We start from the raw sequence: 22,082 nt of genomic DNA, 5'->3' as shown, positions 1-22,082 counted from the left end.
AGGTTAGAATGCCACAAATTATTTTTCTTCCCCATCCGGAATTATGTCCTGACGGCGCTGCAATTGATGCACCAAGTGGTGAAACAGTACTTAATGTTGCACTTAAAAACGGGATCAGTATTCCGCACGCGTGCGAAAAGTCATGCGCATGTACCACTTGCCATTTAGTTATCCGTGAAGGGTTTGACTCACTTGATGAAAGTGACGAGCTTGAAGACGACATGCTAGATAAAGCATGGGGCTTAGAGCCTGAATCACGCTTAGGTTGCCAAGCAATCATCCGTGATGAAGACTTAATAGTTGAAATACCAAAGTACAACCTCAATATTGTTAATGAAGATCATTGATTTTGAGCTCAGCTATAAGCTGTAAGCCTTAAGCTGTATAGAAAACACCGCGCTCAATTTGAACGCGGTGTTTTTGTTTCTAGATATGAAAAACCAGCGCGAGATAAATGCCCGCCTACGGGTTGGCATTGGTGTTTGGACTCGCTTAGGCGGGGCTTTACGCCGCGCGGTTTAGGTCCTTGCAATGCCAAGAGCTGCGCGAGGTGCTGTGGTTAAGTAATTCCGCCTACGGGTTGGCATTGGACGGGGTGTTTAACTACTTATAACTTACAACTTACAACTTATAACTTATAACTCAATTTTTATAGCTAATTACCGGAGAGATTTCTATGTCACATCTACTATTTAACGACTCTTTCATTAACGGTGAATTTTACTCCACCGATAAAAACTTCAGTGTTGATGACCCCGCCACACAGCAAAGCATCATCATGGTGAGTGACGTAGATGATATTGGGGTTCATAAAGCAATTAATACCGCTCACGATGCATTTATTAAACTCAAATTAACCAATGCAACAACGCGTAGCAATGTGCTAATGCGTTGGTATGATCTAGTAATGCAAAATAAACAAACGCTTGCTGAGTTAATGACTAAAGAGCAAGGCAAGCCTCTAAAAGAAGCACTTGGTGAAGTTGACTACGGGGCTGCGTTTATCAAATGGTACGCTGAGCAAGCTAAGCGTAGTTATGGTGATGTCATACCTGCAACAGATAATAACCACCGTTTAACCAGTTTTAAGCAACCAGTTGGTGTAGTTGCAGGAATAACACCATGGAACTTCCCGATTGCAATGGTGACACGTAAAGTAGCACCAGCCTACGCAGCTGGTTGTAGCTTTGTTCTAAAACCTTCAGAACACACGCCTTTATGTGCACTCGCATTAGCATATTTAGCTGATCAAGCTGGTTTTGAAAAAGGTGCATTTAATGTATTACTAAGCGAAGGTGCGCCGCGTGTTGGTAAAATTATGACGGAATCAAACATCGTGCGTAAGTTCACTTTTACCGGCTCAACCGGTGTTGGTAAGCAGTTGCTTACTCAGTGCGCCTCTACAGTCAAACGCACATCAATGGAGTTAGGCGGTAATGCACCCTTTATTATTTTTGATAATGCCGATTTAGATGAAGCCGTAACAGGTTTGATGGGCGCTAAATTTAGAAATGGCGGGCAAACCTGCGTTGCCGCTAATCGTATTTTTGTACAGCGCAGCATACTAGATCAAGTTGTCGATAAATTAGCTAAAAAAGTTGCAACATTAAAAGTGGGCAACGGCTTTGACGAAAATACCAACATTGGCCCACTTATTTACCCTAAAGCCAAACAAAAAGTGCAAGAGTTAGTGGCTGATGCAAAAGCAAAAGGCGCAATTCAAATAAGTGATGATGTGCAGCTAGTGGGTAGTTTTCAAGCGCCACTTATTTTAACTGGCGTTAATCCAAAGATGGATATTTATCACCAAGAAGTATTTGGCCCCGTAGTTAGTATTATTGTATTTGATGAAGAGGCTGAAGTGCTCGCACTTGCCAATGATGTTCCTTATGGTCTTGCCGCGTATTTTTATAGTCAAAACATCAAGCAAATTTATCGTGTAAGTGAAGCGCTGGAATACGGAATGGTTGGTATTAACGAAGGACTAATTTCAAACCCTGTGGCTCCATTCGGTGGTGTAAAACAGTCAGGCCTTGGGCGTGAAGGGGGGTATCAAGGGTTAGACGAATACCTCGAAGAAAAATATGTGTGCATCAAGCTCTAAGCTGCAATTTACGCTATATTTTTCTGAAGAAAACCTGATTAAGTTAATTATTGATAGCGCTGTCATTGCGGTTTTTATATGATGGTGTTGAATAAATAACAAAAAGAAGGGCTACGCTGGGGACAATACGTAGCCTTAAGGTTTAAACGAGGAGAGAGCAATGGATTTCAAAAAGCGCGCTTTAGCCAGTCTAATCGCTGCACTGCCACTTATGGCCCAGGCCCAGTTTTCACAAAACGACGTTAATAGTTTTGCAAAAGAAACCACACTGACATTTGCAGTGGTTGATAACTTTCACAATAAAGATGCGGGCTTTTTAGGTAAAATCATACTTAATAACCAATCTGATGTTGCACTTGCTGCAGGTGAAAGCGATTGGCAGCTTTATATTCACTCCGTACGTAAAATAAATACTGAGCATGTTGCAGGTTTAAACATTGAACATGTGAATGGTGATTTACACCGCATAGTACCAACCAAAGACTTTAAAGGTTTGCCTGCAGGTAAAAGTTTAGAGATAGAATTTGATGCTCAAGTATGGGTTGTTGCTTATACCGACTTTATGCCGCGTGCCTTTTTTGTGTCAGGTGATCACAAACCGGCTATTTTCGCTAACACAGATAGCGAAGACATGAGCCAGTTTGTAGCCCCGTTTGACCGTGAAAACCAACTTCGCCGTTATAACGAGCCAAAAGACCGTACAGTACTAATCACGCCAGAAGTGCGTTTTGAACGAAACCAACAAACAACTACAAAAGTATCTCAAGAAGATGCGCTAAAACGCATCATTCCAAAGCCACAAAAAGTTGAGTTTAACCGTGGTGTTGCCAAGCTGGATAATAGCTGGCAAATACGTTTTCAAGGTCAGTTAAAAAATGAAACCATGGTTTTCATGCAAGACCTACAAAATGATTATGGCTTAACCTTAAAAGCAGAGCCTGATCACATAAAAGCAAATAAAGAAAAGCTGATCAGCCTAAAGGTAAACCCACAATTAGCTAACGGTAAAAGCGAAAGCTATACCTTAGAAATTGATGACGACCGTATAGATATTGTTGGTAGTGACAATGCCGGTGTGTTTTATGCAATGCAAAGCCTGCTTAATTTATTACCAGCAAACAGCCAAGGTGCGATTGAAGTTCCGCAGCTAGAGCTTGAAGATAGTCCGCGTTATGGCTGGCGTGGTATGCATTACGATAATGGTCGTAACTACCATGGTAAAGACGCAATGTTCAAACTTGTTGAACAAATGGCGCGTTATAAAATGAACAAACTACACTGGCATTTTTCTGAAGATGAAGGCTGGCGTTTAGAAATTCCAGGCCTACCAGAGCTAACAGATATTGGTGGTTATCGCTGTTTTGATCTTGAAGAAAAAGAATGTCTATTAACTCAGCTAGGTACCGGGCCATTTAAATCAGGCTCAGGTAACGGCTACCTTACACGCAGCGAGTTTGTTGAACTGCTCACATTTGCCAGAGACCGTCATATTCAAATCATTCCTGAAATTGAAGGTCCAGGCCATGCGCGTGCATCAATAAAAGCAATGGAAGCGCGTTACCATAAGCTTGCCGATGAAGCTCAAAAAGTAGCTAAAAATAATCTTATTAATAAAAAGAATACTAAAAAAGAAGCGCAGCAAGTTGATATTAGCGCCGCAACACAGTATTTGCTAAGCGATCCAAACGACACGTCAGTTTATATGACGGTGCAAAACTACAAAGATAACTCAATGAATGTGTGTATGGATTCAACTTACGCATTTTTAGATAAAGTAACCTACGAGCTACAACAAATGTACCGTGAAGCGGGGGTTCAACTTACTAACCTTCACTTTGGTGGTGATGAAGTAGGTGCGGGGTCTTGGGTAGATTCACCAATATGCCAAGCGATGTTTGCCGACCCTAACAACGGCGTTGCAGGCGCAGGTGATTTAAAGCCTTACTTTACCCAGCGCGTTGCCAAACTACTTGAAAAGCGCGGTATTTCACCAGGGGCATGGGAAGATGGGTTAATGTATGATCGCACAAACCCATTTAAGCGTGATGAATTTCCAAATAAAACCTTTACAGCAAATGTATGGGATAATATTTGGGAGTGGGGCGTAGCTGATAGAGCCTATCGCCTAGCAAATGCAGGTTACCAAGTGATTTTATCGCACGGTACACACCTATACTTTGATCACCCTTATGAGGCTCATCCAGAAGAGCGTGGTTACTACTGGGCAACGCGTTATACCGATACCAAAAAAGCATTTAACTATATGCCTGATGATGTGTATGCGAATGCCGATTACACACGCACGCGTGAGCCAATTGAAAATCTAGAAGCGTTAGTTGGTCGCCCGTTACCACAACTTGAAAAACCTGAGAATATTTTAGGTATGCAAGGGCAGGTATGGTCAGAAACCATTCGTACTGAAGATCAAGTATTAGCGATGATCTTCCCACGTATATTGTCTGTGGCTGAACGTGCATGGCATAAAGCACCATGGGAAGGCGAAAAGGTTGATACAAAAACCCAAGAAAAAGATTGGGCGCAGTTTTCTGCCGCTGTTGGTTTGAAAGAGTTAACAAAACTCGTAAATGCGGGTGTTAATGTGAATCTGCCAGTACCTGGTGGGATAGTGAATAACGGTAAGTTACAAGTTAATACCCCGTTTGCTTATTTACAAACAGAATATAGTTTAGACAATGGGGCAACGTGGCTTGCGTATACAGCTCCGATCAGTGTTTCTAAAGAGCAATCTATTGCACTTAGAAGTAGCTTAAACGATAAAAGTAAAAGTAGAATTACGTATATAAATTAATGTTTTAGTAATAAATATGTATTTGAAAGGGCCGCAAGGCCCTTTTTTTGTATGCTTGTAAAGTAAATAGTTACTAGTAATATGGCTACAATTGACGTAATGTTTTATGGCAGCGCTGTCATTTTTGTTGCGATAATGTTATTTTTATCTCGCAAAAGTGTTATACAATACAGCAACGCTAATCGTCGAATTAAGTTAATAATTATAACGATAGATCGCAACAAGAAGATGTTAATGGAAGCCACTGTGTCAAAATCAAATAATCAAAGTAATTTTATACCCATGGCCATTGTCGCCACTCTATTTTTTATATTAGGGTTTGCAACGTGGTTAAATGGCTCTCTTATGCCCTACTTAAAGCAGGTATTGCAGCTAAGCCCATTCCAAGCTTCTCTTATTTTATTCTCATTTTATATAGCGGTCACATTTACAGCTGTACCCTCGGCGATGATCATACGTAAAGTGGGCTACAAAAACGGCATGGCGCTAGGCATGGCGACTATGATGGTTGCAGGTTTATTGTTTATTCCTGCCGCAAAAACACAAGTGTTTGCACTGTTTTTATTCGCACAATTAGTGATGGGTGCTGGCCAAACATTATTACAAACAGCAGTTAATCCATATGTTGTGCGTATAGGGCCTGAAGAATCAGCCGCGGCACGCGTAAGTGTAATGGGTATATTGAATAAAGGTGCAGGCGTTATTGCACCAATCGTATTTACAGCATTAATCCTAAGTGACTTTACTGGTTTAGTAGGTAAAGAGTTAACGCAATTAGAAATTGATGCAATGGCAAATAGCTTAATTTACCCTTATTTAGGTATGGCTTTATTTATAGGTGCATTAGCATTTGCAGTAACAAAAATGCCATTACCTGAGTTACAAGATGATGAAGATCAAGGTGCCAAAGGGCAAGTAAAAGAAGCGCTTTCTCATCCAAGTCTTGCATTAGGTGTATTAGCATTATTTGTGTATGTTGCGGTAGAAGTGATAGCAGGTGACACAATTGGCACCTTTGCGTTATCACTAGGTATTGAACAATATAGCATAATGACTTCTTACACTATGGGCTGTATGGTACTAGGCTATATTTTAGGTATTGCACTCATTCCACGATTTATTTCACAACAAGTCGCATTAAGTGCATCAGCGATTTTAGGCTGTATATTAACGCTGGCAGTTGTATTTAGCGATACTAGTTCTGTAGTTGTTGCAACAGCACTTGGTTTAGAAGTACAGTTACCTGATACCTTACTAATGATTGCAGTGTTAGGTTTTGCTAATGCAATAGTTTGGCCTGCAGTTTGGCCGCTAGCCTTGTCAGGTTTAGGTAAGTTAACAAGTGTTGGCTCTGGTTTATTGGTAATGGGTATTGCCGGTGGTGCATTTGGCCCATTATTCTGGGGTTTAGCAAGTGGTGGTGTTGATTCGGCAGAGGCACAACAAGGTGCTTATATTGTAATGCTTCCTTGTTATTTATTTATTCTTTTCTATGCTGTTAAAGGGCATAAAATGAAGAGCTGGAAATAAATGACTTCCTAGGCACTATGAAAGTGTGCAATGGATATTTAGCTTTACAGAATTGAAGAACCTAGAACCTAATTTTTGAAAAGAATTTCTATAATGTAGAAATAATCCCGTGTGTAATGCCACCGAAAGGTGGCATTTTTTTGCCTGAAATAAAATGGTAAAGCCATAAGTTTAAATGTAGGAACAGGCTTTAGCCGTGATTGGCTTCATTGAATCACAACAAGGAGCGGGTTATGTGCAAAACCATTCGGCGCTAAAGCGCACTCCTACGTGTGGTGTGTAGGTGGCTTGTTTTGTAGGAACAGGCTTTAGCCGTGATTGGCTTCATTGAATCACAACAAGGCTCGGGTTATGTGCAAAAACCATTCGGCGCTAAAGCGCTCTCCTACGTGTGGTGTATGTGTTTTTTGTAGGAACCGGCTTTAGCCGGACGCGGGTTATGTGCAAAAACCATCGGCGCTAAAGCGCACTCCTACGTGTGGTGTGTAGGTGGCTTGTTTTGTAGGAACAGGCTTTAGCCGTGATTGGTTTCATTGGATCACAACAAGGCTCGGGTTATGTGCAAAAACCATCGGCGCTAAAGCGCACTCCTACGTGTGGTGTGTAGGTGGCTTGTTTTGTAGGAACAGGCTTTAGCCGTGATGTTTTATGACGCGGGTTATGTGCAAAAACCATCGGCGCTAAAGCGCACTCCTACAACGGCTTTAAACACCAAACCATCACGTAGGAACAGGCTTTAGCCGTGATGTATTACGCCCTAGTTGTGTTAGTTATTCAGAGGGGGCAAATAAATACAATCCCAATGGGGGTAATCACCAAGTTGCTCAACCATTCTCGCTCTAATTGGGTTGGCAGCTATGTATCTTGATTGATGCAATAAATGTTTTTCATGTCTAATTAATGAATCATAGAAACCAGATTGCCAAATTTTCTCACTTTTATTTTTGTGCATTGAAAATGATGTACGTCCTTTTACTTTGGCTACTACTGAAGAGAGTGGAGTGTGCGTTTTAAGTTGAAATAACCAATGCACATGATCGGGCATTACTACAAAGCATATTGTTTTTGTTAAACCATTTAAGTCTGATTTTTTTAGTGAATTTATTAGAGCTCGTGCATTGTTAAATTCTGCAAAATATTTAATCCGTTGATTTGTGCACGTCGTCACAGAGTAATAGTGGTTAATAGTTGAGTAGCGATGTTGGCGTAATTTGTATGAATGAGGTTTCATTTTAATCCTTTAAATATAAAACTATTTAATAAAGTATAGATTAAATTATGCATTCGGCGCTAAAGCGCACTCCTACGTGTGGTGTATAGGTAAATTATTCTGTAGGAACAGACTTTAGCCGTGATTGGCTTCATTGAATCACAACAAGGCTCGGGTTATGTGCAAAAACCACTCGGCGCTAAAGCGCACTCCTACAACGGCTTTAAACACCAAACCATCACGTAGGAACAGGCTTTAGCCGTGATTGGTTTCATTGAATCACAACAAGGCTCGGGTTATGTGCAAAAACCATCGGCGCTAAAGCGCACTCCTACAACGGCTTTAAACACCAAACCATCAGGTAGGAACAGGCTTTAGCCGTGATGTTTTATGACGCGGGTTATGTGCAAAAACCATTCGGCGCTAAAGCGCACTCCTACAACGGCTTTAAACACCAAACCATCACGTAGGAACAGGCTTCAGCCGTGATGTTTTAAGCTCGGGTTATGTGCAAAAGCCATTCGGCGCTAAAGCGCTCTCCTACGTGTGGTGCATAGGTAAATTATTTTGTAGGAACAGGCTTTAGCCGTGATGTTTTAGGCTCGGGTTATGTGCAAAAACCATCGGCGCTAAAGCGCACTCCTACGAGGGCTTTAAACACCAAACCATCATGTAGGAACCGGCTTTAGCCGTGATTGGTTTCATTGAATCACAACAAGGCTCGGGTTATGTGCAAAAACCATCGGCGCTAAAGCGTACTCCTACGTGTGGTGTGTAGGTGGCTTGTTTTGTAGGAACAGGCTTTAGCCGTGATGTTTTATGACGCGGGTTATGTGCAAAAACCACTCGGCGCTAAAGCGCACTCCTACGAGGGCTTTAAACACCAAACCATCACGTAGGAACAGGCATCAGCCGTGATGTTTTAAGCTTGGGTTATGTGTAAAAGCCATTCGGCGCTAAAGCGCTCTCCTACGGGTGGGGTATGTGTTTTTTTGTAGGAACAGGCTTTAGCCGTGATGTTTTATGGCTCGGGCAATGTACAACAGCCAATCGATGTTAAACATAAAAATGTTCAGCCAAGGAAATTAAAAGATTAAATTGAATCTAAAAGGGTTTTATAAAAAATGAAGGATATACTTTGAAATAAGAAAGGAAAAGATGGGGCGATTGACGGGGCTTGAACCCGCGACAACCGGAATCACAATCCGGGGCTCTACCAACTGAGCTACAACCGCCACAACACACCTTGTTTGGTGTGGCGCGGATAATACATAAAATTATAATAGTTGTGAAGGCCTAGCAGTAAAAAAAATTAAAATAATTACAAAAATCGCTGCATTAGCTTAAAAAACGATCTCAACTGCTGTTTTTATATAGTTAATTCAGATTATATCGCCAAAGAGCTTTAATCATTAAGGCTCTGTTTTATTTATTACGCTATAAATTAATAAAACAATAATGTTAAATAAGATATAATTTATGCAGCATAGTGCTCAACAATGAATATCAGGAGTGAATATGGATACAATAATTAACTGGCTAAACGAAAACTCAGGGCTAATTTTGCATTACGGCATTCAAGCGGTAATAGCATTAGTAATCTTTTTACTGGGTGGTCGTGTAGCTAAATTTTGTTCAAACTTAACAGAAAAAGCATTCGATAAGAAAAAAGTAGATAAAGCGGTTGGTTCGTTTGTATCAAGCATTGTATACGCTATCGTATTCATGGCGACGATCTTAATGGCGCTTTCGCAAATTGGTATCGAAACCACGTCATTTATCGCTATTTTAGGTGCTGCAGGCTTAGCGGTAGGTTTAGCGCTTCAAGGCTCACTGTCTAACTTTGCATCTGGCGTACTAATTATTTTACTTCGCCCATTTAAATCAGGTGATTATGTTGAAGCTGGCGGTAAAGCAGGAACAGTTAAAAAAATTGAAATTTTCTCTACTGAATTTCGCACACCAGACAACAAAGTAATCATCATGCCTAACTCAGCAATCATGTCAGGCCCAATTGTTAACTTCTCTCGTGAGAGCACGCGTCGTATTGATTTAGTGATTGGTGTTGGTTATGACGCCGACTTACGTAAAGCAAAAGAAGTGCTTAAATCAGTGCTAGATAAAGAGCCTCGGTTACTAAAAGATCCAGCGTATACAGTTGCAGTATCTGAGCTTGCCGATTCAAGTGTTAACTTTGTAGTGCGTCCTTGGGTTAACTCTGGTGATTACTGGCCAACGTATTTCGATTTAATGGAAAATATCAAAATCTCATTAGATGAAGCTGATATTACAATACCATTCCCGCAAATGGATGTTCACTTTCACAAGCAAGATTAATCAACCAAACAAGTAGCAAAGGTTATTTTTTAATGAAATTAAAGCTTTTATCAATTTTAGTTGCAGCATCTGCTGCAACTAACGCATTCGCTGAAGAAACTAAAACATGGGATGTTACCAGTGAGTTAGGCGCTATTATTACAAGCGGTAACACTGAAACAACCACTTTAAAAGGTGGGATCAAGGCACTCCATAACCTTGAAAGCTGGAACAACGAATATAGAATTGACGGTCTTTATAAAGAAGATGAAGTTGAGAACAGTGCAGGCGTAAAAGAAACACAGCGCACAAACGAAAAATATTCGTTATCAGCACAAGGTAACTATAAATTAAATGAAGATCACGCTCATCTATTTATTTATGGCTCACATGTGTCAGATTACTTTGGTGCGTTTCGCAACGAATCTGTAATTTCAGCAGGTTATGGCCAACGTTTGTTAGATCGTTCAGACATGTGGTTAAACGCAGAGATAGGTCCTGGTTATAAGTATTTTAAATACCCAGCAACAAGTACCGCCGTTGATAGTGATGGCGTATCACTTGCGGGTGAATACGAAGGTGAAGTAATTGCCCTAGGTAAACTTGATTACACCTGGAAAATATCAGACAACGCAAAGTTCACTCAGCTAGTGGGTATGGAATACGGCGATACAAATACCAAAACGCGCTCAGAAACAGCGCTATTAGCTAAAATTAACGGCTCGTTACAAATGAAGGTTGCGTACAACATTACGCACAACTCAGATGTGGCTAATGATAAAGAAAATACAGATACCGAAACCTCATTAACGCTAGTTTACAGCTTTTAATATTGTTTTAGTTAAAGTGTTTTGCATAAAGGGACTTAGGTCCCTTTTTATAAGCGTTAAAAAGAACTTTTGTAATAATTTGTAGATGAATTCTTTTGTAACTAATTAAAAGCTATAAAGTAACTAAAAGCGAATGCTTATATGAAAAGTTTTAATGGGGTTTTATATAGACAGCCCCCCGAATCAACGCGTATAATCCCCGAGCTTAAATAGAAGTTGGCAGTTTTTTAAGTTAGTAAGCTAGTGTTTTAGGGATTGATATGGATAGTTGGTACTTATTATTTTGTAAGCCTCGCCAAGAAGCGCGTGCGCAGGTTAACTTACAAAACCAGGGAATGGAAGCGTTCTTCCCCCTATTAAAAACAGAAAAGCTGGTTAAAGGTCGTCGTACTTTTAAAGAATCAGCATTATTTCCTAATTACCTATTTGTACGCTTAAACTCACAGCAATGCAATTTTTCTGCGGTAAAAAATACCCGCGGCATCAGTGGCTTTGTATCGTACGGATCGTCATACCAGATAGTCCCCGATTTGCTCATCAGCGAACTGCAAAAATTTCAACCTAATATTGATTCTCAAAACCTGCCTAGCTCAGGTGATTTAGTCTATTTAAGTAATGGATCATTTAATGGTGTTCAAGCAATTTACCAAGAACCTGATGGCGATATGCGCAGCATATTACTGGTTAATCTACTCAATCAAAAAATAAAAATGAGCGTAGATAACCGCGATATCAAAAAGCAGGATAAATTTGCGTAGGCGGGGCTTTACGCCACGCAAATGTAAGGTTAGATAAATGCTAAACCTGCGCGAGGTAAACTCCCGCCTACGGATTAGCATTGGTGTTTAATTTGCGTAGGCGGGGCTTTACGCCGCGCAAATGTAAGGTTGGATAAATGCTAAACCTGCGCGAGGTAAACTCCCGCCTACGGATTAGCATTGGTGTTTAATTTGCGTAGGTGGGGCTTTACGCCGCGCAAATGTAAGGTTGGATAAATGCTAAACCTGCGCGAGGTAAACTCCCGCCTACGGATTAGCATTGGTGGTTAATTTGCGTAGGCGGGGCTTTACGCCGCGCAAATGTGAGGTTGGATAAATGCTAAACCTGCGCGAGGTAAACTCCCGCCTACGGGTTGGTATTGGTGTTTAATTTACGTAGGCGCCCGCTTTAGCTGCGATTTATTATCTCAGCGCTAAACAATTTAAAATGTATTTATCAGTACGTAGGAACTGCAACCTAGGGGCGGAAGCGTGTCCGAAGTACCATTAAGCATTAAAAGTTAGGTTAACTGTACTATGAGTACCTATTTTAAGTATCGAGTCAGTTTGTTTTCAGGTTTAAGCGTTTATATTAAGTAAGCTATTTTGCGTGATAAAATACCGAATGGGCACTCTTTGTTAATCAAATTACAAAAAAGTTAATTGCACGCGCGATAACTGTACGGCCGACCTTGCGAAGCGGGTAGAGCCATGGTTTAATTAGCCTGCGAAAAATAGCAGCAATTACCTTAAAATACGCTGAAAGTTTTAGAATTTAATAATATTTGGGAATTAATAATGGCGCTAAGCTGTAAAACACTTGTGGCATCGTTCACTTTGCTCACAATGACAGGTTGTACAATCATCCCCGGTAGCCATTTCGAAGGAATCGAATCGGGTGAGAAAACACGAAACCTAGAGCAAGATCTTGAAAAAGTAAATATTCAAATTATTGACTCATCATTAATTTATCAGCAAAAGCAGGCGAGTAAAAAAATCAAGCCACCATCAAATCTCGATGGTATAGATACGCATGATTATGAATATAAACTTGGTGTTGGTGATGTATTAACTATAGGTGTATGGGATCACCCAGAATTAACAATACCAGCAGCGGTACAACGTACAGCAGAATTTGATGGTTTTAGGGTGCAAGCTGATGGCACCATTACCTACGCGTACGCACCAAATATTCCTGCTGCAGGTAAAACAGTTGGCCAAATCCATAAAGAATTAGTAAAACGATTAAGCCGCGTAATAGAAGACCCACAAGTTGATATTAAAGTGGTTGGTTTTAGAAGCCAAAAAACCTACATAACAGGTGAGGTTACTAAACCCGGCGTATACCCAGTAACAGAAATACCACTCACATTAATTGACGCACTTAATCAAGCTGGCGGCTTAACCGAAGCGGCAGACTGGCGCACAGTTACTTTTACCCGTGGCGAAAAAACAGAAGTTATTAAACTTGATGACTTTTATGCGCATGGCGATATTTCACAAAACCGTTTATTACAACATGGCGATATAGTGCATGTTAATCGCAACGATCTACAAAGTGTATTTGTACTTGGTGATGTTAAAAAAGCAGGCTCGGTAGACGTAAACCGTTATGGTTTAAATTTAGCTGAGGCACTCAGTGAGTCTGGTGGCTTAAACGAAAACACAGCAAACGCAAACGGTGTTTTTGTATTACGTAAACGCGATTTAGAAAAAGACGGCATTATTGCTGATGTATACCAATTACATGCCAAAAATGTTGCCGCACTAGTATTAGCTGAGCAGTTTGAATTGCAACCGCACGATATTGTGTATGTAACCTCTGCGCCATTGGCTCGTTGGAACCGCGTAATTAGCTTATTACTACCATCTATCGCGACAGTTGACTCGATTGATGATTTAGCTACAAGACAATAAAAGGAATACGATGTTTGATTCTATCTTAGTGGTATGTGCAGGGAATATATGCCGCAGCCCAACTGCTGAATACGTCTTAAAAAGCAAGCTAGCAGGTAAGAATATACATGTTTCGTCGGCAGGGTTAACAGCTCTTGAAGGTAAGCCTGCTGATGCAACGGCAAAGCAAATTGCTGTAAGTCATGGTATTAACATGGATGAACATCAAGGCCGTCAGTTAAGCTCTGCACTAGTGGCACAAAATAGTGTGATTTTAGTGATGGAACAGCGGCATTTAACCGATTTATGTAATCGCTATCCAGAAGCGCGCGGTAAGGCTTTTTTATTGGGTAAGTGGCTAGGCGATAAAGAAATCCCCGACCCTTACAGGCAAAGTCTAGAAGCGTTTGAACACGTATACGAATTAATCGACAGCGCCTGTAGCGCTTGGCAAAAGTATTTATAAGGATAGGCTAGTACATGAATGCTCAGCCCACTGCATTAGCAGCAAACAAACAAAACACAGCACAACAAGCAAGCCAAGAAATAGACCTAATGGCACTATTAGGTGCATTAATTGATCGTAAATATTTTATAATCGCGCTAACAGCCGCCTTTATGTTTATTGGCGTAGTCTATGCCGTACTTTCGACCCCAGTATACCAAGCAACCGCGATGATCCAAGTTGAAGACGGCAGCGGCTCAGTCCCTGGTTTTGACGATATGGCCGGCATGTTTGAAAGCACATCAGCCGCTGTAACTGAGATTGAGCTATTAAAATCGCGTTCAATTATTGGTGAAGCAGTTGATAGCTTAAAACTCGATATTATAGTTGAACCAAAACTTTACCCATTTATTGGCGGCCGTTCATTTCGCAAATTTACACCAATAGCTGAGGGTGACTTAGCTGAGCCTAGCTTTGGCGCAAGCTCGTATGCGTGGGGCGGCGAGAGCATTGATGTCTTTAGGTTTGATGTACCACGCTCAGCAATAGGTTTTGAGTTTATTTTAGTTGCGCAAGCAAATAACAGTGTTGCTTTACTAAATGGTGACGGCGAACAAGTTTTAGCGGGTAAAGTAGGGCAAGAGCTTACTAATGGTCAATTTAATTTAACTATTCGCAGTTTAAATGCCCGCGCAGGTACTGAGTTTACAATTTTACGTAAAGACCGTTTAAATACTATTTTAGACTTGCAAGCCGCAATCGGGGCAAGCGAAAAAGGCAAAGATTCAGGTATTATAAATTTAAGCTTACAAAGTACTAAGCCAGCCTACGCTGAAAAAGTGCTTAATAAAGTAGCGGGTATATATGTTCGCCGTAATGTTGAGCGTAACAGCGCTGAGGCTAAAAAATCGCTCGATTTTTTAGAGGTACAACTACCTGAAATCAAAAAGCAACTTGAATTTGCTGAACAGCGCTTTAACGATTACCAAATAAAACGCCAGTCAATTAATATTACCTTAGAGACTCAAGGCGTATTAGAGCAAGTAGTAAAGCTTGAAACTAAATTACAAGAGCTAGAGCTTAAACGCTTAGAAATGAGCCGTAAGTTTAAAAGAGATCACCCAACGTACCAAGGTTTAATTGAGCAAATTAGTGCTGTTAATGGGCAGAAAAAAGAATTAGTGGGTGAGGTAGGTAACCTACCAGAAACTCAACAAGAGCTATTACGCTTAAAGCGTGATGTTGAAGTAAGCAACCAAATTTACACCTTACTACTAGGTAAAACGCAAGAGCTAGATATTGTACGTGCAGGTACGGTAGGTAACGTGCGTATCATTGATTCAGCCGAAGTTAATACGTCAAAGCCTGTTAAGCCTAAGAAAGCTCTTATTGTAATTGTTTGTATTTTAATTGGAGGTATGCTTGCAGTAGCTATTGTATTAGTACAAAAAGCCATGCATAAAGGGGTTGAAGACGCTAATGAAATTGAGGCAATTGGCCTGCCAGTATACGCCAGCGTACCGTACTCAGATTATCAAGATAAGCTAACTGGCTTTAGTAAAGCACTTAAAAATAAAGTAAATAAGCCCAAGTCAGTATTGGCGCTTGATAACCCAGCAGACTTATCAATAGAGGCACTGCGTAGTTTACGCACCAGTCTGCACTTTGCGATGATGGAAGCTAAAAATAATATTATAGCAATATCAGGCCCAAGCCCAGGTGTAGGTAAATCATTTATATCAGTAAACTTGGCCGCAGTACTGGCACAAAGTGGCAAAAAAGTATTGATAATAGATGCTGATATGCGTAAAGGCTATTTGCAAACTCAGTTTGGATTAAAGTGGAATGATGGATTAAGTGATTACCTATCAGGTCGCTTAAACTTAAGCCAAGTAACTAAACCAACAACAGTTGCAGGACTAAGTGTAATTACGCGTGGGCAAATACCACCAAACCCATCAGAGTTATTAATGCATAGCAACTTTAGCAAATTGGTTGCAGAGGTCAGTGCTGAGTACGATATTGTTATTATAGATACCCCACCAATTTTAGCGGTAACTGATCCTGCCATTGTAAGTGCGCACACGGGCACTACATTATTGGTAACACGCTTTGGTCAAAACCACATTAAAGAAATAGAGCTAACCCGTAATCGTTTTGAGCAAAACGGCATAGACGTAAAAGGTGTAGTATTTAACGGCGTACTTAAAAAAGCCAGCAATGCTTACGGTTACTACGGTTACTATAACTATGAGTATAAATCGGATAAGTAAGAGAGAGGTGCTAGGGAAGTAACTAGGGCCTAGTTCCTAAAACCTAGCTCCTATGTATTAAACGTAGGAGTCGGCTTTAGCCACGAGTTGTTTCTCGGTATAGCGAAGCGCTTCGGCGACCTCGGTGGTAAAAATGTTTTGTAGGCGGGGCTTTATGCCGCGCACTTGTAATAAAAGTAAAATATTAACCACAGAGAACATGTAGGAGTCGGCTTTAGCCACGATGGTTTTCTCTGTATAGCGAAGCTACTCGGTGACCTCGGCGGTAAAAATGTTTTGTAGGCGGGGCTTTATGCCGCGCACTTGTAATAAATGTAAGATATTAACCACAGAGAACATGTAGGAGTCGGCTTTAGCCACGATGGTTTTCTCTGTATAGCGAAGCGCCTTGGTGACCTCTGTGGTAAAAATTGTTTTCGTAGGAGCTAGCTTTAGCTGCGAAAGGTTTGACCTTTCATCTTTTACTTTAAAGCTGATTAACCTAGAACCTAGAACCTAGAACCTAGAACCTAGAACCTAGAACCTAGAACCTAGAATCTAGAACCTAGAACCTAGAACCTAGAATCTAGAACCTAGAACCTAGAACTAATTTAAATTTAACATCAAGAGAGTATTAAAATGCACGATTCATTAACGGACCTAAAGATTGGCGTCATAGGTTTAGGTTATGTAGGTCTTCCATTAGCGGTTGAGTTTGGAAAAAAATACTCGGTATTAGGTTTTGACATTAACCAAAAACGCGTTGATGAATTAGAGGCTGGTCATGATGCTACATTAGAAGTAAGTGATAGCGAGCTTGCTAATGTAAAAAACCTAATTTTCTCTTGTAACAAAAAAGATTTAGCTGAATGTAATGTTTATATTGTAACTGTGCCAACTCCTATTGATGACAGTAATGCGCCAGATTTAACGCCACTTCGTAAAGCTTCAGAGTTACTTGGCGAGTTTGTTAAAAAGGGGGATGTTGTTATTTATGAATCTACAGTATACCCAGGTGCAACAGAAGAAGTCTGCTTACCTATTATAGAAAAAGTATCAGGCTTAGTGTTCAACCAAGACTTTTTTGCAGGCTATTCACCAGAGCGAATTAACCCGGGTGATAAAGTAAATACGCTAACAAAAATAATGAAAATTACCTCAGGATCTACTCCTGAAATTGGCCAGTTTGTAAATAATTTATATGGCTCAATTATTACTGCAGGTACGCATTTAGCTGGTTCATTAAAAGTGGCTGAAGCTGCAAAAGTGATTGAAAACACCCAGCGTGATTTAAATATTGCCATTATCAATGAGTTTGCAAAAATATTTAACCGCCTAGGTATTGATACAGAAGAAGTACTTAACGCTGCTGGTACAAAATGGAATTTCTTAAAGTTTAAACCGGGTCTAGTTGGTGGGCATTGTATTAGTGTTGATCCTTATTACCTAACCCATAAAGCACAAGAAGTTGGTTACCGTCCAGAGGTTATTCTGGCGGGTCGTCGTATTAATGATGGTATGGGAGAATATGTTGCAACCCAGTTAGTTAAAAAACTATCAAGCCAAAAAATCCATGTTGATGAGGCAAAAGTATTAGTATTGGGTTTTACTTTTAAAGGTGATTGCCCTGACGTACGTAATACTAAAATCATCGACATTGTAAACGAGCTTAATGATTTCAATATGAGCGTTGACGTGTATGACGGCTGGGCAAATCCAGCTGAAGTTGAGCATGAATACGATTTATCACTTATTAGCTCATTAAAAGAAAACCACTATGATGGCATCGTGTTAGCGGTAGACCACAGTGAATTTAAAAACATGGGTGTAGAGGCTATCCGTAAACTGGGTAAAAGCAAGCACGTACTATACGATGTAAAGCATGTATTTGGCCCTAAAGACTCAGACATTAGATTGTAATAAAGGATTTTAACATGAAAAATTTCGCCCTTATCGGTGCCTCTGGTTACATTGCTCCACGTCATTTAAAAGCAATTAAAGAAACAGGCCATAACCTGTTAGTTGCAATGGATATTAATGATTCTGTTGGTATTATGGATAGCCATTTTCCTGATGCTGAGTTCTTTACTGAGTTCGAAGACTTTACCGCCTTTGTAGAAGATTGTGCAATGAAAGGCCAAAAGCTTGATTATATCGCTATATGCAGCCCTAATTACTTGCATGCACCACATATGAAGTATGCACTTAAAAATGGTATTGATGTTATTTGTGAAAAACCATTAGTGCTTCATTCAGAAGACATGGATATCCTAAAAGAGTATGAAGAAAAATACGGTGCAAATGTAAACTCGATTCTGCAACTAAGATTACATCCTTCAATAATTGCCTTAAAAGAAAAAGTGGCCGCAGCGCCTGCTGATAAAGTGTTTGATGTTGACTTAACATATATGACATCGCGCGGTAAATGGTACATGAAATCATGGAAAGGTTTTGACCATAAGTCTGGCGGTGTAGCTACTAATATTGGTGTGCACTTTTACGATATGTTGCATTTTATTTTTGGTGATCTTAAGCATAATGAAGTTCATTTTAGAGATGAAAAAACATCTAGTGGCTATCTTGAATATGAGCGCGCACGCGTTAAGTGGTTCTTGTCAATTGATTCGAATAACTTACCTGAAAATGCAGTTAAAGGTGAAAAGCTTACCTATCGTAGTATTACTATTAATGACGGCAATAATACCGAAGAGCTAGAGTTTTCGGGTGGTTTTACCGATTTGCACACTCAGAGCTATCAAAATATTTTAGCCGGCAATGGTTTTGGTATAGATGAAAACCGTGTTGCGATTGAAACAGTCGAAAAAATCCGTGAAATGCCACTTGCCCAAGCTGGTAGCAAAGCACACCCGTTACTTTCAAAGGTATTATAATCATGAACTACCATGTGCATGAAAGCGCTATTGTTGATGCTGGCGCAAAAATAGGCAATGACACACGTGTTTGGCATTTTGTGCACGTGTGTAGTGGCGCTCAAATTGGTGACGGTTGTTCACTAGGCCAAAATGTATTTATCGGTAATAAAGTCACTATTGGTAATAACGTTAAAATACAAAATAACGTATCGGTTTACGATAACGTACATATCGAAGATGATGTATTTTGTGGGCCAAGCATGGTATTTACCAATGTGTATAACCCACGCTCATTCATTGAACGAAAAACGGAATACCGAGACACATTAGTAAAAAAAGGCGCAACATTAGGTGCTAATTGTACCATTGTATGTGGTGTGACGATTGGTGAGTATTCTTTGGTAGGTGCTGGTGCCGTTATTAATAAAAGCGTACCTGCATTTGCGTTAATGGTTGGTGTGCCTGCAAAGCAAATTGGTTGGATAAGCAAATATGGTGAACAACTAAGCTTACCGCTTACTGGTAAAGCAAGTACAGCGTGTGAGCACACCGGTGAAGAATACGTTTTAGATGGGGACGTGTTGTTTATAAAATAATACAAGCTTTTATGTAATCATCGCCAGTTATTAATTATAGATCTTTAAGCCATCAAGTCCTCAGGGTTGATGGCTACAATTTAATAAACTTATATAAACCACAAATACAGCCTAATTTAAAGAATTTAAAATGACTATACAATTTATTGATTTAGCTGCGCAATACCAGCATTTAAAAACAAAAATAGACGCACGAATTAAAACTGTTTTAGAGCACGGCAACTATATTATGGGGCCAGAAGTGCAAGAGCTTGAAAGCGAGCTTGCAAAGTATGTTGGTGTTAAACATGCCATAACCTGTGCAAATGGCACTGATGCACTCACACTTGCGATGATGGTGCTTGGTATTAAAGAAGGCGATGCAGTTTTTTGCCCAACCTTTACGTTTTTTGCAACAGCAGAAGTTATCGCTTACGAAGGTGCAACGCCTGTATTTGTGGATTCAGATGAAGCCACCTTTAACATCTGCCCAATCGACCTAGAAAAACGTATTCAAGCAACAATTGCAGAAGGTAAACTCACACCTAAAGCAATCATAGCGGTTGATTTATTTGGTTTACCAGCGAACTACCCTGAAATCCAAAAAATTGCCGATAAATATAACCTAAAGCTGGTTGAAGATGCAGCACAAGGTTTTGGTGGCAGTATTGATGGTAAGCGCGCTGGTAGCTTTGGTGATATAGCTACAACCAGCTTTTTTCCAGCAAAACCGCTGGGTTGTTATGGTGATGGTGGGGCTGTTTTTACTAACAATGACAAATACGCAGAGCTATTAAAATCCTACCGTGTACACGGTAAAGGTAAAGATAAATACGATAACATCCGCATTGGTATGAACAGCCGCTTAGATACTATTCAAGCTGCGATATTACTTGAAAAACTAGCCGAGTTTCCGACAGAGCTTATAAACCGTAATAAAGCGGCTGATAATTATGAAAAAAAATTATCAGGGAAATACCAAACGCCACAAGTCCCTAACGGGTATGTAAGCTCATGGGCACAATATACTCTGGTATCAAAAAACCGTGATGCAGATATGAGCGCTTATAGAGAGCAAGGTATACCAACCATGGTTTATTACGCTACTTGTATGCATGAACAGACTGTATTTAAAGAATTAACATATAAAAGTGGTGGATTTCCAGTCGCAGAAAATTTAGCAAAATGTGTATTTAGTTTACCTATGCATGGATATATTTGAGGTTATGTGTAAATTTTATGAAAGGTAAATACTTTAATAACATAGTAACCTTGATGACAGGAACCATATTTTCTCAGGCATTGCCGATAGTAATAACCCCAATACTCACTCGACTATATTCTCCAAGTGAATTTGGTATATTATCAATTTTTTTATCGATTACATTAATATTAGGATCTATTATAAATGGTCGATATGAATTAGCTATTATGCTACCTAATGAAAATGAAGATGCAATTAATATAGCTGCTCTCTGTATGATAATTTGTACGTTTCTATCCTTGTTTATATTGTTCGTTATATTAATAATACCTGTCGAGTTAAGTACTTCAATGAATTTTCATCTTTTAGGTGGTTGGATTTATGCTGTGCCTATATTAGTCTGGTGTATTGGTTGGTTTAATGTCTTAAATTATATGAACAGCAGAGAAGAAAGTTATAAGTTAATCTCTAACTCTTTGATATTTAAAACTGTTATAGGAAATTCAATTCAACTCATTGCTCCTTTTTTTAAAGCTGGAGCATTTGGCTTAATGTTAGGGTATTTTCTGTCCAACTTACTTGGAACTTTATTGCTATATAAAACCACTAAAGTCAACTGGCATGTTAGCTTAATTAAAATAAAGGAGTTAGCAGTTAGATATAAAAAATTTCCAATGTTTTCATTGTGGGCGATACTTGCTAATAATTTATCTGTACATGCAATTAATATTTTAATAGGTTTATTCTATTCAGTTTCAACGCTTGGTTATCACTCTTTAGTTCAAAGAGTTTTAGGTTTACCTATAAGTGTAATAGGTAACAGTGTCGGGCAAGTTTATTATAAAGAGGCAACGAAAGAAAAAAATAATACAGGGGCGGCAAGAAAAATTTTCGCTCTTACGTTAAAAAAATTGTCGTTACTATCTTTAATAGTATTTCCATTAGTTTATTATTTTTTACCTATTATTTTTTCATTTGCCTTTGGTTCTGAATGGGCCATTGCAGGGCATTATGCGCAAATTTTGACACCTTTATTTGCAGTCAGATTTGTAGTGTCGGCATTAACGTTGACTAACAGTGTATTCGAAAAGCAAGGAATATCATTAGTCTGGCAAATATTACTTTTAGCTATATCTTTATTTGTAATTATTTCGAGCTATTCAAATAATTACACGTTTGAGTCGTTTTTATTTATATATAATTGGACTCTAACTTTACATTATCTTATTTTACTTTTCATACTTTATAAAGTAGCTAATGGAAAACTATAATTACATTCA

The 22,082-nt window shown here is 39.6% G+C and carries 16 protein-coding genes and 1 tRNA gene; 15 read left to right on the top strand and 2 right to left on the bottom strand.

All coding sequences use genetic code 11. From position 1 onward, the window contains the following. The first annotated feature begins 8 nt into the window (after positions 1-8). The 4 genes from fdx to nagP all read left to right on the top strand — a co-directional run bounded on the left by fdx (position 9) and on the right by nagP (position 6,443). Positions 9-347: an ISC system 2Fe-2S type ferredoxin gene (fdx, locus tag ACJJVX_RS19080; RefSeq protein ID WP_054204454.1), complete on the top strand. Its 339-nt coding sequence runs from the start codon at positions 9-11 to the stop codon at positions 345-347. Between the two features lie 329 nt (positions 348-676). After that, positions 677-2,104: an NAD-dependent succinate-semialdehyde dehydrogenase gene (locus ACJJVX_RS19075; RefSeq protein ID WP_405632972.1), complete on the top strand. Its 1,428-nt coding sequence runs from the start codon at positions 677-679 to the stop codon at positions 2,102-2,104. A 160-nt stretch (positions 2,105-2,264) separates the two neighbouring features. Beyond that, on the top strand, positions 2,265-4,913 hold the full coding sequence (locus ACJJVX_RS19070) for a family 20 glycosylhydrolase (protein ID WP_405632969.1): 2,649 nt from the start codon (positions 2,265-2,267) through the stop codon (positions 4,911-4,913). 234 nt (positions 4,914-5,147) lie between these two features. Further along, entirely contained in the window at positions 5,148-6,443 is a 1,296-nt protein-coding gene (nagP, locus tag ACJJVX_RS19065; RefSeq protein WP_054204557.1) for an N-acetylglucosamine MFS transporter NagP, read from the top strand. Between the two features lie 766 nt (positions 6,444-7,209). Here nagP and ACJJVX_RS19060 read toward each other — a convergent pair. Further along, positions 7,210-7,674, bottom strand: coding sequence for an REP-associated tyrosine transposase (locus ACJJVX_RS19060; RefSeq protein ID WP_405632967.1), 465 nt, complete (start codon positions 7,672-7,674; stop codon positions 7,210-7,212). Positions 7,675-8,812: 1,138 nt separating this feature from the next. Further along, positions 8,813-8,888 (bottom strand) — tRNA-His (locus ACJJVX_RS19055). Between the two features lie 283 nt (positions 8,889-9,171). Here ACJJVX_RS19055 and ACJJVX_RS19050 point away from each other — a divergent pair. From ACJJVX_RS19050 to ACJJVX_RS19000, 11 genes are all read left to right on the top strand, one after another. After that, positions 9,172-9,990 carry a mechanosensitive ion channel family protein gene (locus ACJJVX_RS19050; RefSeq protein ID WP_054452804.1) on the top strand — a complete coding sequence of 273 codons (819 nt, stop codon included), beginning with the start codon at positions 9,172-9,174 and terminating at the stop codon, positions 9,988-9,990. A 32-nt stretch (positions 9,991-10,022) separates the two neighbouring features. Then, complete coding sequence (locus ACJJVX_RS19045) at positions 10,023-10,799, top strand: YdiY family protein (protein ID WP_054204449.1); 777 nt, start codon at positions 10,023-10,025, stop codon at positions 10,797-10,799. 260 nt (positions 10,800-11,059) lie between these two features. Then, positions 11,060-11,557 carry a transcription/translation regulatory transformer protein RfaH gene (gene rfaH, locus ACJJVX_RS19040; protein ID WP_405632959.1) on the top strand — a complete coding sequence of 166 codons (498 nt, stop codon included), beginning with the start codon at positions 11,060-11,062 and terminating at the stop codon, positions 11,555-11,557. A gap of 798 nt (positions 11,558-12,355) precedes the next feature. Beyond that, positions 12,356-13,474: a polysaccharide export protein gene (locus ACJJVX_RS19035; RefSeq protein WP_054204447.1), complete on the top strand. Its 1,119-nt coding sequence runs from the start codon at positions 12,356-12,358 to the stop codon at positions 13,472-13,474. A gap of 10 nt (positions 13,475-13,484) precedes the next feature. Continuing rightward, positions 13,485-13,919 carry a low molecular weight protein-tyrosine-phosphatase gene (locus ACJJVX_RS19030; RefSeq protein WP_169327916.1) on the top strand — a complete coding sequence of 145 codons (435 nt, stop codon included), beginning with the start codon at positions 13,485-13,487 and terminating at the stop codon, positions 13,917-13,919. A gap of 14 nt (positions 13,920-13,933) precedes the next feature. Further along, positions 13,934-16,171 carry a polysaccharide biosynthesis tyrosine autokinase gene (locus ACJJVX_RS19025; protein ID WP_405632956.1) on the top strand — a complete coding sequence of 746 codons (2,238 nt, stop codon included), beginning with the start codon at positions 13,934-13,936 and terminating at the stop codon, positions 16,169-16,171. Between the two features lie 618 nt (positions 16,172-16,789). Next, on the top strand, positions 16,790-18,070 hold the full coding sequence (gene tviB, locus ACJJVX_RS19020) for a Vi polysaccharide biosynthesis UDP-N-acetylglucosamine C-6 dehydrogenase TviB (protein WP_405632953.1): 1,281 nt from the start codon (positions 16,790-16,792) through the stop codon (positions 18,068-18,070). A 14-nt stretch (positions 18,071-18,084) separates the two neighbouring features. Next, a complete protein-coding gene (locus ACJJVX_RS19015; protein WP_405632950.1) occupies positions 18,085-19,041 on the top strand; it encodes a Gfo/Idh/MocA family oxidoreductase in 957 nt (318 codons plus the stop codon). A 2-nt stretch (positions 19,042-19,043) separates the two neighbouring features. Continuing rightward, positions 19,044-19,619, top strand: a complete 576-nt coding sequence (locus ACJJVX_RS19010; protein WP_405632947.1) for an acyltransferase — start codon at positions 19,044-19,046, stop codon at positions 19,617-19,619. A gap of 136 nt (positions 19,620-19,755) precedes the next feature. Further along, positions 19,756-20,820, top strand: a complete 1,065-nt coding sequence (locus ACJJVX_RS19005; protein ID WP_405633002.1) for a DegT/DnrJ/EryC1/StrS family aminotransferase — start codon at positions 19,756-19,758, stop codon at positions 20,818-20,820. Positions 20,821-20,837: 17 nt separating this feature from the next. Continuing rightward, on the top strand, positions 20,838-22,073 hold the full coding sequence (locus tag ACJJVX_RS19000) for a lipopolysaccharide biosynthesis protein (protein WP_405632945.1): 1,236 nt from the start codon (positions 20,838-20,840) through the stop codon (positions 22,071-22,073). The last annotated feature ends 9 nt before the right edge of the window (positions 22,074-22,082 follow it).

The organism is Pseudoalteromonas sp. Ld20, assembly GCF_045064175.1.
In the GTDB taxonomy this organism is placed as follows: Bacteria; Pseudomonadota; Gammaproteobacteria; order Enterobacterales; family Alteromonadaceae; genus Pseudoalteromonas; species Pseudoalteromonas neustonica.
Note: the sequence above shows the minus strand (reverse complement) of the source record. Positions and strands in the feature narration are given on the sequence as shown.

What these genes read in the sequence shown, in the direction of transcription:
- ACJJVX_RS19050 (WP_054452804.1), top strand. Translation starts at nt 9,172, where the DNA reads ATGGATACAATAATTAACTGGCTAAACGAAAACTCAGGGCTAATTTTG.
- nagP (WP_054204557.1), top strand. Translation starts at nt 5,148, where the DNA reads ATGGAAGCCACTGTGTCAAAATCAAATAATCAAAGTAATTTTATACCC.
- rfaH (WP_405632959.1), top strand. Translation starts at nt 11,060, where the DNA reads ATGGATAGTTGGTACTTATTATTTTGTAAGCCTCGCCAAGAAGCGCGT.
- ACJJVX_RS19010 (WP_405632947.1), top strand. Translation starts at nt 19,044, where the DNA reads ATGAACTACCATGTGCATGAAAGCGCTATTGTTGATGCTGGCGCAAAA.
- ACJJVX_RS19030 (WP_169327916.1), top strand. Translation starts at nt 13,485, where the DNA reads ATGTTTGATTCTATCTTAGTGGTATGTGCAGGGAATATATGCCGCAGC.
- fdx (WP_054204454.1), top strand. Translation starts at nt 9, where the DNA reads ATGCCACAAATTATTTTTCTTCCCCATCCGGAATTATGTCCTGACGGC.
- ACJJVX_RS19045 (WP_054204449.1), top strand. Translation starts at nt 10,023, where the DNA reads ATGAAATTAAAGCTTTTATCAATTTTAGTTGCAGCATCTGCTGCAACT.
- ACJJVX_RS19015 (WP_405632950.1), top strand. Translation starts at nt 18,085, where the DNA reads ATGAAAAATTTCGCCCTTATCGGTGCCTCTGGTTACATTGCTCCACGT.
- ACJJVX_RS19000 (WP_405632945.1), top strand. Translation starts at nt 20,838, where the DNA reads ATGAAAGGTAAATACTTTAATAACATAGTAACCTTGATGACAGGAACC.
- ACJJVX_RS19025 (WP_405632956.1), top strand. Translation starts at nt 13,934, where the DNA reads ATGAATGCTCAGCCCACTGCATTAGCAGCAAACAAACAAAACACAGCA.
- ACJJVX_RS19070 (WP_405632969.1), top strand. Translation starts at nt 2,265, where the DNA reads ATGGATTTCAAAAAGCGCGCTTTAGCCAGTCTAATCGCTGCACTGCCA.
- tviB (WP_405632953.1), top strand. Translation starts at nt 16,790, where the DNA reads ATGCACGATTCATTAACGGACCTAAAGATTGGCGTCATAGGTTTAGGT.
- ACJJVX_RS19035 (WP_054204447.1), top strand. Translation starts at nt 12,356, where the DNA reads ATGGCGCTAAGCTGTAAAACACTTGTGGCATCGTTCACTTTGCTCACA.
- ACJJVX_RS19075 (WP_405632972.1), top strand. Translation starts at nt 677, where the DNA reads ATGTCACATCTACTATTTAACGACTCTTTCATTAACGGTGAATTTTAC.
- ACJJVX_RS19060 (WP_405632967.1), bottom strand. Translation starts at nt 7,674, where the DNA reads ATGAAACCTCATTCATACAAATTACGCCAACATCGCTACTCAACTATT.